Source organism: Pseudonocardia sp. OZ21, from assembly GCF_059359135.1.
In genome coordinates, this window is sequence record NZ_JCADBN010000005.1 from 310,341 (window position 1) to 323,891 (window position 13,551).

10 protein-coding genes are annotated in these 13,551 nt (G+C 73.1%); 3 read left to right on the forward strand and 7 right to left on the reverse strand.

The genetic code is table 11. From position 1 onward, the window contains the following. Nucleotides 1-43 precede the first annotated feature (43 nt). Nucleotides 44-1,249: an MSMEG_0565 family glycosyltransferase gene (locus tag AC5L35_RS14445; protein ID WP_495060129.1), complete on the reverse strand. Its 1,206-nt coding sequence runs from the start codon at nt 1,247-1,249 to the stop codon at nt 44-46. Between the two features lie 68 nt (nt 1,250-1,317). Here AC5L35_RS14445 and AC5L35_RS14450 point away from each other — a divergent pair, with 68 nt between their 5' ends. Then, on the forward strand, nt 1,318-2,481 hold the full coding sequence (locus AC5L35_RS14450) for an MSMEG_0568 family radical SAM protein (protein ID WP_495060130.1): 1,164 nt from the start codon (nt 1,318-1,320) through the stop codon (nt 2,479-2,481). Continuing rightward, on the forward strand, nt 2,478-3,026 hold the full coding sequence (locus AC5L35_RS14455; protein ID WP_495060131.1) for an MSMEG_0567/Sll0786 family nitrogen starvation N-acetyltransferase: 549 nt from the start codon (nt 2,478-2,480) through the stop codon (nt 3,024-3,026). The genes AC5L35_RS14450 and AC5L35_RS14455 overlap by 4 nt, the downstream gene beginning before the upstream one ends. On the opposite strand, the gene glmS is transcribed toward AC5L35_RS14455, so the two are convergent. The 6 genes from glmS to AC5L35_RS14485 all read right to left on the reverse strand — a co-directional run bounded on the left by glmS (nt 3,013) and on the right by AC5L35_RS14485 (nt 11,793). Further along, nucleotides 3,013-4,839, reverse strand: coding sequence for a glutamine--fructose-6-phosphate transaminase (isomerizing) (glmS, locus tag AC5L35_RS14460; protein ID WP_495060132.1), 1,827 nt, complete (start codon nt 4,837-4,839; stop codon nt 3,013-3,015). The genes AC5L35_RS14455 and glmS overlap by 14 nt on opposite strands. 25 nt (nt 4,840-4,864) lie before the next feature. After that, nucleotides 4,865-5,134, reverse strand: a complete 270-nt coding sequence (locus AC5L35_RS14465; protein WP_495060133.1) for a hypothetical protein — start codon at nt 5,132-5,134, stop codon at nt 4,865-4,867. 91 nt (nt 5,135-5,225) lie between these two features. Then, on the reverse strand, nt 5,226-9,002 hold the full coding sequence (locus AC5L35_RS14470; protein WP_495060134.1) for an ABC transporter ATP-binding protein: 3,777 nt from the start codon (nt 9,000-9,002) through the stop codon (nt 5,226-5,228). Between the two features lie 124 nt (nt 9,003-9,126). Continuing rightward, complete coding sequence (locus AC5L35_RS14475; RefSeq protein ID WP_495060135.1) at nt 9,127-9,960, reverse strand: hypothetical protein; 834 nt, start codon at nt 9,958-9,960, stop codon at nt 9,127-9,129. Further along, nucleotides 9,945-10,859 (reverse strand): ABC transporter ATP-binding protein, encoded by a 915-nt coding sequence (locus AC5L35_RS14480; protein WP_495060136.1) that lies wholly within the window; start codon nt 10,857-10,859, stop codon nt 9,945-9,947. Before AC5L35_RS14480 ends, AC5L35_RS14475 begins: the two co-directional genes overlap by 16 nt. 178 nt (nt 10,860-11,037) lie before the next feature. Beyond that, nucleotides 11,038-11,793: an SGNH/GDSL hydrolase family protein gene (locus AC5L35_RS14485; RefSeq protein ID WP_495060137.1), complete on the reverse strand. Its 756-nt coding sequence runs from the start codon at nt 11,791-11,793 to the stop codon at nt 11,038-11,040. A gap of 193 nt (nt 11,794-11,986) precedes the next feature. Here AC5L35_RS14485 and AC5L35_RS14490 point away from each other — a divergent pair, with 193 nt between their 5' ends. Further along, the gene (locus AC5L35_RS14490; RefSeq protein ID WP_495060138.1) at nt 11,987-13,546 is read left to right on the forward strand and encodes a long-chain-fatty-acid--CoA ligase; all 1,560 of its coding nucleotides are present in this window, start codon (nt 11,987-11,989) and stop codon (nt 13,544-13,546) included. Nucleotides 13,547-13,551 lie beyond the last annotated feature (5 nt).

Consider the following 13,551-nt stretch of genomic DNA (forward strand, 5'->3'; position numbering starts at 1 on the left):
CGGCGCCGAACGCGGAACGCGTGGACGTCGAACGTCGGCGAGCTCAGCCCGCCGGTGCCGGGACCGGCTCGGCGTAGATCTCGGCGTGCCGGGCCGCGGCGGCGGCCCACGTGTACCGCGCCGCCACCGCGGGCCCGGCCGCCCGCAGGCGGTCCCGCAGCGCGACGTCCGTGAGCACGGAGCGCAGGGCCGCGGCCAGTTCCACGGGATCGCCCGCGGCGGGGAGCAGCGCGCTCTCGCCGTGGGTCAGGTACTCGGTGAACACCGGCACGTCGCTGGCCACGACGGGCAGGCCCTGGCTCATGGCCTCGATGGTCACCAGCCCGAAGCCCTCCTTGAGCGACGGGTAGGCGAGCACGTCGGCGGCCGCGTACCAGGCGCCCAGCTCGGCGTCGCTGACGGTGCCGAGCTCCACGACGTCCCGGCCCGCCCGGAGCCCGAGGCCGGGCAGCGCGGCGAGTGCGGCCTCCCGGTAGGGCGCGAAGTCCTGGAACGAGTGACCGCCGACGACGGCGAGCACCGGGCGCGGTGTACCCGCGGCGTCGGCCTCGGCGGCCAGCTCGGCGAGTGCCCGGAACGCGACGAGGCTCCCCTTCCGCGGCTCGATCCCCCCGACGGCGAGCACCAGCGGACCGCGGGCACCGACCCGCCGGCGCAGCGCTGCCCGCTCCGCGTCCGGCACCGGCGGGAAACGGCCCGTGTCGACCCCGTTCGGCACCACGGTGGCCGTCACACCGAAGTCGTCTCGCAGAATCGCGCGCCACTGCTCGCTCACCACCAGCACCCGGTCCGGCTCGGTGATCGCCCGGCGCTGGCAGTCGATCAGCACGGGCGTGGTGAAGTCGTCGACGTGGTGAGCGGTGCGCAGCACGCGCACGTCGGCTCCCGTGGCCGCACGGGCCCGCAGCGCCGCGCGGGCGGCGATGCAGTCCTGGGCGTGCAGCACGTCGAACTCGCCGATGCGCTCCGCGAGGCCCGCTGCGAGCAGGTCGATCGCGCTGAGCACGCGTTGCTCCAGCGTGGTGCCCTCGCGCGACGGTCCGCGCAGCACCGTGTGCGGCACCTCCGTCGGCCGGTAGAGCCCGGCGACGGGGTCACCGAGCGCCACGAGGTGCACGGGCTGCCCGCCGCGGTGCAGCGCCTCGGCGAGCCCGAGAGTGTGGACGTGCCCGCCGCGGGGCGTCGTCGAGTGGCTGACCAGCGCGACCCGCGTGACGTCGGATGCAGCGACGGACCGGTCGCTTGACACAGCCGGACCGAGGGGTTTCCTATGGGACACGAGCAGTTACTCTAGTGAACGATCCCAGGGGGACGGGCATGACGGCGGTGGACGAGGGCACCACACTCGGGGTGGCCGGGCTGATCATGGAGCTGCAGAGCGTGGGCCTGCGGCTGGAGACCACGCTGGAGACGTCCCGCCAGGGCGGCGCCGGCCCGTCCGACTCGGGCATGCTCTGGATCGAGGGCGTCCCGGTGACGGTGCCCCCGAGCCCGACGTCGCCGTACTCCCTGCGCGCCGAGGACGACGGCCAGGCCATCTACCGCGACGGTGTGAAGGTCGCGTCGGTGGCGGGCACGGCCCGGCCGCGGTTCTACGACCTCACCACCGCCGACGGCGTCCCCTACCACCAGATCGCGCTGCTACACCTGGACTCGCTGGCCTCCACCGTCGTCCAGGCCTGCAACTACTGGGGCAACTCCGATCAGTGCGGCTTCTGCGGCATCGGGCTCTCCCTCGCGGCCGGGCGCACCATCGCGAAGAAGACCCCCGAGATGCTGGCCGAGGTGGCCGTCGCCGCCAAGGAACTCGACGGCGCGGTGGACGCGACGCTCACCACCGGCTCGTCGGTGGCACCCGACCGCGGCGCGCTCTACGTGGCGCGGTGCGGCCAGGCGGTGAAGGAGGCCGCCGGGCTGCCGGTCGAGGTGCAGTTCGAGCCGCCCCGCGACCTGTCGACCATCGACCAGGTGCACGACATGGGGGTCGACGCGCTCGGCATCCACGTGGAGTCGTTCGACCCCGCGGTGCTGGCGCGCGTCGCCCCCGGCAAGTACCGCACCGGTATCGAGACCTACTTCCGCACGTGGGAGCACGCCGTCGGGCTCTTCGGCGAGGGCCGGGTCTCCACCTACGTCATCCTCGGCATGGGCGAGGACCCCGACCTGACCGTGGAGATGTGCCGGCGGGCCGTCGACATCGGCGTCTACCCGTTCGTCGTGCCGCTGCGGCCGGTGGCCGGCTCGCTGATGCAGGACGTGCCGGCGCCGTCCCGCGAGTACACCGAGCCGATCTACCGGAAGGTCGCCGGGTTCCTCGCGGAGCGCGGGCTGGGCGCCGACACCGCCGTGGCGGGCTGCGCACGCTGCCAGGCGTGCTCCTCGCTGAACCTCGTGCAGAACGCCGGGTCGCCCGCACCGTGCGGGCCGACCGGTGCTCCTGGCGGCGCGCCGCTGCTGCAGATCGGCAGGCGGCCGGAATGACCGCGCCTGCACTGTCCCGGGCGCAGCGGATACGCCCGGTGCCGCCGGTGAACGTGCTGGTGGGCGTCGACCCGGTGCACTGCCGCCCGGTCCGTGACGCGGCCGGGCTCGCCGCGCACCACCTCATCCGCCACGCCGTGTTCGTGGCGGAGCAGCACCTCTTCGCCGGCACCGACGAGGACGCGCACGACGCCCGCACCGACGTCGTGCACGTGCTCGCGCTGCACGCCGGACGCCCGGCCGGGACCGTGCGGCTCTACCCGGTCGGGCCCGGCGAATGGCTGGGCGACCGGCTCGCGGTGCTGCCCGGGTTCCGCACGGCCAACGTCGGCGCCCCACTCGTGCGGTTCGCCGTGGCCGCCGCCGGTGCGCGCGGCGGCCGGCTGATGCGCGCGCACGTGCAGCAGGCCAACGAACGGTTCTTCCACCGCCTGGGTTGGCGCACGGACGGGCCGGTGGAGAGCTACGTCGGCCACCCGCACGTCCCGATGTGCATCGAGCCGATCGCCCTCTGTCCCTGGCTCGCCGGGACTACTCCACGGTGACGCTCTTCGCGAGGTTGCGGGGCTTGTCCACGTCCCGCCCCAGCGCGACAGCGGCGTGGTAGGCGAGGATCTGCAGCGGGACCGACATCAGGATCGGGTCGAGCTCCGGCTCGTTCTTCGGGATCACCAGGGTGCGGTCGGCCAGCTCGGCGGGCAGCTCGCGGTGCGCGACCGCGATCACCGGGCCCTTGCGGGCCTTGATCTCCGACAGCGTCGAGGTGTTCTTGTCCAGCAGGTCGTCGTCGGGGACGATCGCCACGGTCGGCATCTCCGGGCTGATCAGGGCCAGCGGGCCGTGCTTGAGCTCGGCCGACGGGTAGGCCTCGGCGTGCACGTAGGAGATCTCCTTGAGCTTCTGCGCGCCCTCCCGCGCCACCGGCCACCCGCGGCGCCTGCCCACGAACATCACGCTGCGGCTCTGCGCGATCTCCGCCGCCACCCCGGCGATCATCTCGGACCGCTCGATGATCTCGGTGAGCTGGCCGGGCAGCGCGTTGAGGCCGGCGATGATGCGCCGCCCCTGCTCGGGCGACAGGTCGCGCATGCGGCCGAGGTGCAGCGCCAGCAGCGCGAACGCCGCGACGGTCGAGGTGAAGGACTTCGTGGCGGCCACCGACATCTCCGGGCCGGCGTGCAGGTAGATGCCGCCGTCCACCTGGCGCGCGATCGTCGAGCCGACGACGTTGACGATGCCGATCACGCGCCCGCCCTTGCGTTGCAGCTCCTGCACCGCCGCGAGGGTGTCGATCGTCTCGCCGGACTGGCTCACGGCGACGTACAGCGTGTCCGGCTCGACCACCGGGTTGCGGTAGCGGAACTCCGACGCCGCCTCGGCGCTCGCCGGCACCCTGGCGAGGTCCTCGATGAGCTGCGCGCCCAGCTCACCCGCGTAGCAGGCCGAGCCGCAGCCGAGGATCTTGACGCGCTTCACCTCGCGCGCCTCGCGCACGCTCAGGTTGAGGCCGCCGAGGTGGGCGGTCTCGAACCGCTCGTCGATGCGCCCCTTCAGCGCGCGCTCGATCGTGCGCGGCTGCTCCTGGATCTCCTTGATCAGGTAGTGCGCGTGGTCGCCGATCTCGGCCCCGACGACGTCCCAGTCGATCGTGGACGGACTCTTCGCCGTGGACCGGTCGTCGAGGGTGTAGGTGCGGTAGCCGCCTGCCGTGATCGTCGCGAGCTCGCCGTCGTCGAGGTAGACGACCTGGCGGGTGTACCCGATGAGCGCGGCGACGTCGGACGCCACGAACATCTCCTTCTCCCCGACGCCCAGCAGCACCGGGCTGCCGTTGCGAGCGATGACGATCCGGTCCGGGTACTCCGCGTCCAGCACCGCGAGCCCGTAGGCGCCGACCACCTGGCGCAGGGCCTGCCGCACGGCCTGCTCGAGGTCGCCTGCCCCGGCGGCGAACGCCGCCGCGACGAGATGGGCCACGACCTCCGTGTCGGTCTGCGAGACGAACTCCACGCCGTCGGCGGTGAGCTTGGCGCGCAGCTCGTCGGCGTTCTCGATGATGCCGTTGTGCACCACCGCGATACGGCCCGCGGCGTCGAGCTGGGGGTGGGCGTTGACCTCGTTCGGCTCGCCGTGGGTGGCCCAGCGGGTGTGGCCGATGCCGGGTGAACCCTTGAACCGGGCCGGAAGCTCCGCGGCGAGGTCCGCCACGCGACCGCTCACCTTGCGCACCTTGAGCGCACCCTTGGAGCTCAGCGCCACCCCGGCGCTGTCATAGCCGCGGTACTCCAGGCGGCCCAGACCCTCGAGCAGGATCGGGGCGGCGTCCTGGGGACCGACGTAACCGACGATGCCGCACATACAGTGTCCTCTCGGTTCTCGTCCACTAGCCGTAGACCATCCGCCGCAGCTGGCGGGTCGACTGCGGCGGCGGCGCCACACGACGCGCCGCCAGCTCCGCACCCACCACGGCGAAGATCTGATCGTTCGTGAGCCCGCGGTTCTTCAGCTCCGCGTGCCGCCGCCGGACGAACTCCGGCAGCTCCTCGGCGAAGTAACCGACCACCTCAGCCACCACGCGCGTCGCCTCACCCGCGTTGAGCGGGGTGCTGCGAACCAGGTGCGCGATGAGATCGTCGTACGGTCCGGCGGGCACGAGAGCTGATAGTGCCCTGCGGGCGCCCATACTCCAACTTCTGTGCCCGATATCGGGCAGGATTCAGCCCTTTAGTGCTCCACACCTGTCGCTACGCTGCGGGTTCGAGCTCCCCCGCCTGCCACAGCCTCGCGTAGAAGCCACCCGCGGCCAGCAGCTCGTCGTGGGTGCCCGTCTCGACGACGTGCCCACCGTCGAGCACGACGATGCGGTCGGCCCGGGCCGCCGTGGCCAGCCGGTGGGCGACGACGAAGGTGGTGCGCCGGGCCGCGACCCGGTCGCTCGCGGCGAGGACCGCGGCCTCGGTGGACGGGTCGAGCGCCGCGGTGGCCTCGTCGAACAGCAGCAGGTCGGGATCGGCCAGCTCGGCGCGGGCCAGCGCCACCAGCTGCCGCTGCCCCGCCGACAAGCCCTGCCCCCGCTCGCCCACCAGGTGCCGGAACCCTCCGGGCAGGCTGCGCACCAGGTCGAGCGCGCCGACGGCCCGTGCGGCGCCCTCGATCTCGGCGGGAGTGGCGTCCGGCCGGGCGTAGGCGATGTTGGCGGCGACGTCGCCGGTGAACAGATGTGGCTCCTGCGGCACGATGCCGAGCCGGTGCCGGTAGTCGTCCAGCGGATACCGCCGGATGTCCACGCCGTCGACGAGCACGGCCCCGCTGCCCGCCTCGTAGAACCGGGCGAGCAGCTTGACCACGGTGGACTTGCCCGCACCGGTGGCTCCGACGAACGCGACCGTCTCACCCGGCGCCACACGCACCGACACGTGCTCCAGCGCCGGGCCGTCGGAACCGGCGTAGGCGAACCCGACGTCGCGCAGCTCGACCTCCCCACGCAGCCGGGGCGGCACCGTCACAGGGTCGCCGATGGGTTCCGGCGGCACCGAGGTGGGCGTGCGCAGGAGGTCGGAGATGCGGGAGAGACCGATCCGGGCCTGCTGGTAGCCGTCGAAGACCTGCGAGAGCTGCTGGACGGGCGCGAAGAACAGCCCGAGGTAGAGCAGGAACGCCGTGAGCACACCCGGTGTGAGCTCCCCCGACGCCACGCGCGCCGCCCCGACGCCCAGCACCACCGCCTGCGAGACGTCGGACAGCAGGGCCACGAACGGGAAGTACGTGGCGATGTAGGTCTGCGCCCGCAGCCGGGAGTGCCGGTAGGCCGCGCTGCGCTCGCCGAACGTGGTGGCGCTGCGCTCCTCGCGGACGTAGGCCTGGGCGATACGCACGCCCGTGACGTTCTCCTGCAGGTCGGCGTTGACGATGCTGACCTTCTCGCGGGCCTCCGCGTAGGCCATCGAGGACACCCTGCGGAACACGACGGTGGCGACCACCAGCACCGGCAGCGCGGCGAGCGCCACCAGCGCGAGCTCAATGTCGGTGACGAGCAGCGCCACAGCCACCCCGACGATGGTGAGCAGGCTGACCACCGCCTGCGTCAGACCGGTCTGCAGGAACGTCGACAGGGCGTCGACGTCGGTGGTCATCCTGGTCATGATCCGGCCGGAGAGCTCGCGTTCGTAGTAGTCCAGCCCGAGCCGTTGCAGGTGGGCGTAGCTGCGCACCCGCAGCAGGTAGAGCAGGCTCTCCCCGGCGCGGGCGGCCACCACGGTCTGCCCGGCCACCACTGCCCAGTCGAGCACCACCACGGCGAGCCCCACCAGCGCGGCGGTGAGCAGGACGGCAGGCGCGTGTGCGGAGATCCCCCCGTCGACGGCGAGGCGCGCGACGCTCGGGAACGCCAGGGTGGCGAGCGCGTCGAGCGCCACGAGCGTGACGCCGACGACGAGCAGCGCGCGCACCGGCCGCAGCAGCCGGGCCAGCCGGAACTCGGGGTCGGGCGCCGTGGGGTCGGTGCTGCCGAGGCGTGGCCGCTCGGTGGCGGGCGGGAGCGCCTCCACGGCGGCCATCAGCTCCGGTGTGGGCGGCACGGCGCCTGCCACCGCCGATGCGCTGCCGCCGCCGATACCCCCGCCGCCGGCCGCTCCACCACGCGCGGAGCCGCCGCCCCGCACGCCGGGCGCCGGAGCCGCGGGCTCCGGCCAGAGCTCCGGGGTGGCCTGCGCGAGCCACGCGCCGGCGGACGGCGACGCGACGGGCAGCTTCGCCGGGTCGGCCGCAGGAATGGCCGCAGGGGATGCCGACTCCGGGTCGGCCACCGCGAGGAGCTCCCGGAACAGGGCGCAGCGGTCGGTGAGCTCGGCCTCGGTGCCCACGTCCACGACCTGGCCTGCGTCGAGCACGACGATGCGGTCGGCGAGGGCGAGCGTGGAACGGCGGTGCGCCACCAGCACCGTGGTGCGGGTGGCGGTGAGGGCGCGCAACGTCTCGTGGATGGCGGCCTCGGTGGCGGTGTCGACCGCGGAGGTGGCGTCGTCGAGCACGAGCACCCGGGGGTCGGTGAGCACGGCCCTGGCGAGCGCGATGCGCTGGCGCTGGCCGCCAGACAGCGTGAGCCCACGCTCGCCGACCATCGTCTCGTAGCCGTCGGGCAGCACCTCGACGAACGACTCCACCTGCGCGGCCCGGGCCGCCGCCCGCACCTCGTCGTCGCTCGCGTCGGGACGCCCGTAGGCGATGTTGGCGCGGATGGTGTCGGAGAACAGGAAGGCCTCTTCGAACACCACGCCGAGCTCGCTGCGCAGGTCGGCCATCCGCATCCGGGGCAGTGGCACGCCACCCAGGCGCACCTCGCCGCTCTGCGGGTCGTAGAAGCGCGGCAGCAGCAGCGCCACCGTGGACTTGCCGGAGCCGGGCGGCCCCACCAGCGCGAGGGTCTCACCGGGCTCGACGCGCAACGACACGTCGGCCAGCACCGGCTCGCGGTCGCCGTAGCCGAACCGGACGTGGTCGAACTCCACCGACAGCGGGCCGGGAGGCAGCGCGACGGGCTCCTCGGGGTCGACGACGTCGGGCCGGGACTCGACCAGGTCGTACACCCGCTCGACCCCCGCCCGCGCGAGCTGGGCGCTCACCACGAGCGAGGCGAGCAGCCGCGCGGGGCCGACGAGCTGCGCGACGTAGGTGGTGAAGGCGAGGAAGGTGCCGAGACTGATGGAGCCGTTCAGCGCGAGCCAGCCCCCGAGCCCGATCACGCCGACCTGCCCGAGCGTGGGCAGCGCGAGCAGCGTGGGGTTGAGCCGGGCGGTGAGCCGCGCGGCCCGCATGCGCTCGGCGAACAGCCGCAGCGCGCCCCCCTCCAGGGACGCGACCTCGCGGCGTTCCTGCCCGAACCCCTTGACGACCCGGACGCCCGTGACCGTCTCCTCCACCTGCTGCGCGATGTCGGCCGCCCGCTGCTGGGCCGACCAGGTGGCCGGGAACAGGGTGGTCCTCGTGCGCAGGGTGATCCACGTGGCCGCGGGCAGGAGCACCAGCGCCACCAGCGTGAGCAGCGGTGAGAGCCACAGCATCGCGCCGATCGACACCACCACCAGCACCACCCCGCCGAGCGAGATCGGCACCAGCGACAGCATCGACTGCACGAGCTGCAGGTCGGTGATCGCCCGCGAGACGACCTGGCCGGTGCGCAGCGCGTCCTGGCGTTCGCCGTCGAGCCGCTGCACGGCGGCGAAGACCTGCCGGCGCAGGTCGTGCTGCACGTCCAGGGCGAGCCTGCCTGCGAGGTAGCGCCGGAAGAAGGCCGAGACGAAACGGACCACGGCCAGCACGAGGAAGGCCACCACCACAGCGGCGAGCACGGCCGTGGACCCCTGCACCGCGTCGTCGACTACCACCCGCGTGAGCAGCGGGCCCACGGCGTCGAGTCCCACCCCGAACACCGACGCCACGAGTGCGCCGACGGCGACGCCGGGGTGTCGGAAACAGGCACGGACGAGTCGGCGAATCCAGCCAGGGGGAGCAGCGTCGGGCACGAACACACCGTAAGCCGCGGCCCCGACAGGCGGCGCCGACGAACATCACCTCACAAGCGACACATCACATGGCGGACGTCACAGTGGCGACATGCCGGCGTCGAGTCCCGGGGCCGCGCGGGCGTCACGTCATGTCGCGGCGAGAACCCACCACCCAGCCCGTCGCACCCACCGCCGCCGTCCACACCGCGAGCACGAGCAGCGCGCCCCACCACGGCGGTGGAGCGGTGACGCCGGCCAGCGTCTCGACCAGCCTGCTGCCGATCTGGGGACCCGCGAGCACGCTGGCCGGGATGTCGTAGATCGCGATGTCGCCCGCGTTGCCGGGGAGGTAGGACGTGAGCCGTTGGAGCGTGACGGAGTCGGCACTGTTGAGCAGCGCGGAGATCAGCAGCTCCCCGAGGAGCAGGTACACCAGTACGCCGACGAGCCCACCCACCTGGTTGCCGACCACGACGCCCAGCGCGGCACCCAGCGCCGCCCAGAGCGCGGACACCACCATGCCGATCGCGGTGACGGCGACCAGTGCACCCACCGAGGGGAATGCGCTGCCCGCCTGACCGGCGAGTCCGGCCAGCACCCCCACCAGCGCCACCACCGCGCCGTAGCCGGCCCCGACGACGGCGCTGACGGCCATCGCGGCCAGCTGCACCCCCCACCGCCTCGGTCCCAGCAGGTAGGTGGAGGTGATGGTCCGGTGGCGGAACTCCCCCGCCGTGGCGACCACGCCGTAGCAGGCGGCGAACACCGCGGTCAGGCCGAGCGTGTAGGCCAGCGACCCCAGCAGCAGCGGCAACCTGCCCCCGTCGTCCGGGATCGCCGCGGTGAACAGGCCACCGAACACGTTGATGATGATCGAGAGCACCACCGCGGGCACGAGGAGTCCCCACCACAGCTTCGTGGAGGACACCTTGCGCAGCTCGGCGCGCAGCAGCCGTCCCATCAGCCCGCCCGCCACGGTTCGGCGGTGAGCTGGAAGAACAGCTGCTCCAGATCGATCTTCTCCTCGGCGAGGCCGTAGATCGCCACGCCTGCGGCGAGCGCCACGTCCCCGACGTGGACGGGGTCGGTGCCGGCCACCCCGAGGCGGCCGTCGGGCAGCGTGTCGATCTCCAGGATGCCGGTGCGGGCGAGCGCGTCGGCCAGCCGGGCCGGCGCGGCACACCGCACCAGTACGCGCGCCCGGCGCGACCCGCGCAGCTGGGCGAGCGGCCCCTGAAACATGCAGCGGCCCCTGCTGATCACCACGAGGTGGTCGACGGTCTGCTCCACCTCGCCGAGCAGGTGGCTGGAGACGAGCACGCTGCGCCCCTGCGCGGCGAAGGCACGCAGGAAGGCCCGCAGCCACGCGATGCCCTCGGGGTCGAGCCCGTTGCCCGGCTCGTCGAGGATCAGCACCTGCGGGTCTCCGAGGAGGGCCACGGCGAGGGCCAGCCGCTGCCGCATCCCCAGTGAGTAGCCGCCCACGCCCCGGTCGGCATCGGCCGTGAGCCCGACGGTGGCGAGCACGTGGTCGACCGCGGCGTCGGGCACACCGATCGCGGCCGCGCAGGCCAGCAGGTGCCTGCGCGCGGTACGGGCCGGGTGGAACCCCTGGGCCTCGAGCACCGCGCCGACGACCCGCCCCGGATCGGACAGCTCGGCGAACGGCACCCCGTTGACGCGCGCGTCACCGGTGGTGGGCGTGACGAGCCCGACGATCATCCGCAGGGTCGTGGTCTTGCCCGACCCGTTGGGCCCCAGGAAACCGGTGACGACCCCGGGCTCCACGGAGAACGTCACCCCGTCCACGGCGACGACGGAACCGAACCGCTTGCTCAGTCCCTGGACGGTGACACGCCCGCTCCGATCGTTCATCCGATCGGAGAGGACTAGTGCCGAGGAAACGAGGTCGTCCTGCCCGCCTCCGGCGCCCAGGCGGCGCCTCGCGGCGTTGTCGTCGGCGCCGATACAACAACGGTATCGGCGCCTCCTCCGCCTTGCGATGCATCCACCTGGACACCGGATACAGGCATGGAACCTCGTTTCCTCGGCACTAGCTCGGATCGGGCAGGGCGGGCACCACGGGAAGGGCGGGGTCGGTGGTCGTGGCGATCTCGGCGGGCGGCCCGTCGATCGCCGCCAGCACGGCCTTGGCCCACGCGCCGTGCCCGACGTCGCCGAGGATCGCGTGGTCGCGGACGCGTCCCAGCTGGCGGGAGGGCAGTTCCGCGATGCGCAGTTGGTGGCGCGCCGCCTCCTCGCGGATCACGGCGTCGAGCGCCGCGGTCGGCCCGCCGCGTCCGGTGCGCGGGATGGTGCCGATGACGGAGCCGGTGGGCAGCGCGGCGATCACCTGGCGCAGCGAGGTGTCCAGCCCCGGGGTGTGCCGGGCGACGTCCTCGGCGCCGATGATGCAGCTGACGAGCGCTGCCGGCTCCTCGGCGGTGAGCGAGGCCAGCTCGGGGAGCTGGCGGCCGAGGACGTCCGCCACGTCGGCGCCTGCCCGCGACAGGTTCACCACGCGCCAGGCGTCGCGGCGGCGCAGCGCCTCGTGCACGACCCCGACGTAACCCACCTCGCGGGTCGTGGCGCCGATCCCCTGGCTGGCCGAGTCGCCGAGCACGACCCACAGCGGGCCCGTGGCGCGCCGTGCCTCCATGTTGGCGGCGGCCCAGTCGTCGGCGTAGGCCGCCTCGCGGAGCCTGCGCGCCGAGGCTCCCGGCAGCACGCCACCGAGGAACCTCTCACCCCCCGCCTTGACCCGACGCGCTGCCGCACGCATCTGGGGAACCTGCCGGGGAGAGCTCATGTCGGGACTCCGAGCGGTCGGCGCCTGCTGGTGGCGACACGGGGGCGAGGGTCGTCACCGTAGCCAGCCGTGGTGATCGTCCACCGAGCGGGTCCCCACGCCGGAACCACCGGCTTCTCGTGATCGCCGCTCGTCGTTACCATGCGCATCGTCACCGTGAGTGTCCGCCCGCCCACCGTCACCGGGAGGCCGCATGACCAGCCAGCTCACCGATTTCACCTCGACGCTCGCCCGGTGGGAGAACGAGCGGCCGGACTCGGTGGCGCTCCGCTTCGGCGACACCGTCCGGACGTGGTCCGAGCTGGCCCGCCGGGTGCGGCAGAACGCGGCGGCGCAGCGCGCGGAGGGGCTGCGTCCCGGTGACCGGGTCGCAGTACTCGACTTCAACCACCCGTCCTGCCTCGAGCTCACGCTGGCCTGCGCCCAGATCGGCACGGCGAACGCGGTGGTGAACTTCCGCCTCGCGCCACCCGAGATCGTCTACGTCGTCAACGACGCGGCGGCGCGCATCCTGTTCGTCGGCCCGGAGTTCGCCCCGGCCGTGAAACAGGTGCGCGACCAGCTACCCACGGTCGAGCGCGTGATCCAGGTGGGGGGCGCCGACGACGAGTACGAGGCCTGGCTGGCGGCACACCGGCCCGATCCGGAGGTCTACCCCGCCGACCCGGACGACTGCTTCGTGCAGCTCTACACGTCGGGCACCACCGGTTTCCCGAAGGGCGCGATGCTCACGCACCGCGGGATGCTCGCCCACGCGGAGAACACCGCGGTCGACTTCCGGATCGACCCGGACGCCCGGGTACAGGTCGCGATGCCGCTGTACCACGTCGGTGGCACCAGCTATGCGCTGATCACGATCTCCGCCGGTGCGCAGATCGTGATGCTGCGGCTGCCGGATCCGGCCGCGGTGCTCGAGGTGCTCGAGTCCGAGCGGATCACCCACACGTTCCTCGTGCCGGCACTGATGGCGGTGATGGCCCAGGTGCCCGGGGCCGCCGACCGCGACTTCTCGGCGCTCAAGGCCGTGGCCTACGGTGCCTCCCCGATGCCGCTGCCGGTGATGCGGGCCTGCCTGAAGCTGTTCCCCGGCGTGATGAACCAGGTGTACGGCATGACCGAGGCGTGCGGCGTCGTCAGCGCGCTCGGCCCGGAGGACCACGAGAATCCCGACGTCACGCATCGTCTCGTGTCCGCCGGCACGCCGATCCACGGCGTCGAGATCGAGATCCGCGACCCGGCGACCGGCGGCCCGGTACCCCGCGGCGAGGTCGGTGAGGTCTGGGTGCGCACCCAGCAGTTGATGCGGGGCTACTGGGGCAAGCCGGACGCCACGGCCGCCGCCATCACACCGGACGGCTGGCTGCGGTCAGGGGACGGCGGGTACCTCGACGACGACGGGTACGTCTACGTCACCGACCGGATCAAGGACATGATCATCAGTGGTGGGGAGAACATCTACCCCGCCGAGATCGAGCGGGTGCTGGCCGAGCACCCCACGGTCGCCGACGTCGCCGTGATCGGGGTGCCCGACGACCGGTGGGGCGAGGTGCCCAAGGCCGTGGTCGTCCCGGCGCCCGGCGTCGAGGTCGACACCGAGGCGCTGCTCGCCTACTGCCGTGACCGGCTCGCGGGGTTCAAGTGCCCGAAGTCCGTGGACGTGGCGGAGGAACTGCCGCGCAACCTCACCGGCAAGGTCCTGAAGAAGACCCTCCGCGAGCCCTACTGGGAGGGCCACGAACGCCGCCTGGTGTAGAACGC

Bases quoted from the DNA above. Each gene is read 5' to 3' on its own strand.
- glmS (WP_495060132.1), bottom strand. From the start codon at position 4,839: ATGTGCGGCATCGTCGGTTACGTCGGTCCCCAGGACGCCGCCCCGATC.
- AC5L35_RS14490 (WP_495060138.1), top strand. From the start codon at position 11,987: ATGACCAGCCAGCTCACCGATTTCACCTCGACGCTCGCCCGGTGGGAG.
- AC5L35_RS14450 (WP_495060130.1), top strand. From the start codon at position 1,318: ATGACGGCGGTGGACGAGGGCACCACACTCGGGGTGGCCGGGCTGATC.
- AC5L35_RS14480 (WP_495060136.1), bottom strand. From the start codon at position 10,859: ATGAACGATCGGAGCGGGCGTGTCACCGTCCAGGGACTGAGCAAGCGG.
- AC5L35_RS14455 (WP_495060131.1), top strand. From the start codon at position 2,478: ATGACCGCGCCTGCACTGTCCCGGGCGCAGCGGATACGCCCGGTGCCG.
- AC5L35_RS14485 (WP_495060137.1), bottom strand. From the start codon at position 11,793: ATGAGCTCTCCCCGGCAGGTTCCCCAGATGCGTGCGGCAGCGCGTCGG.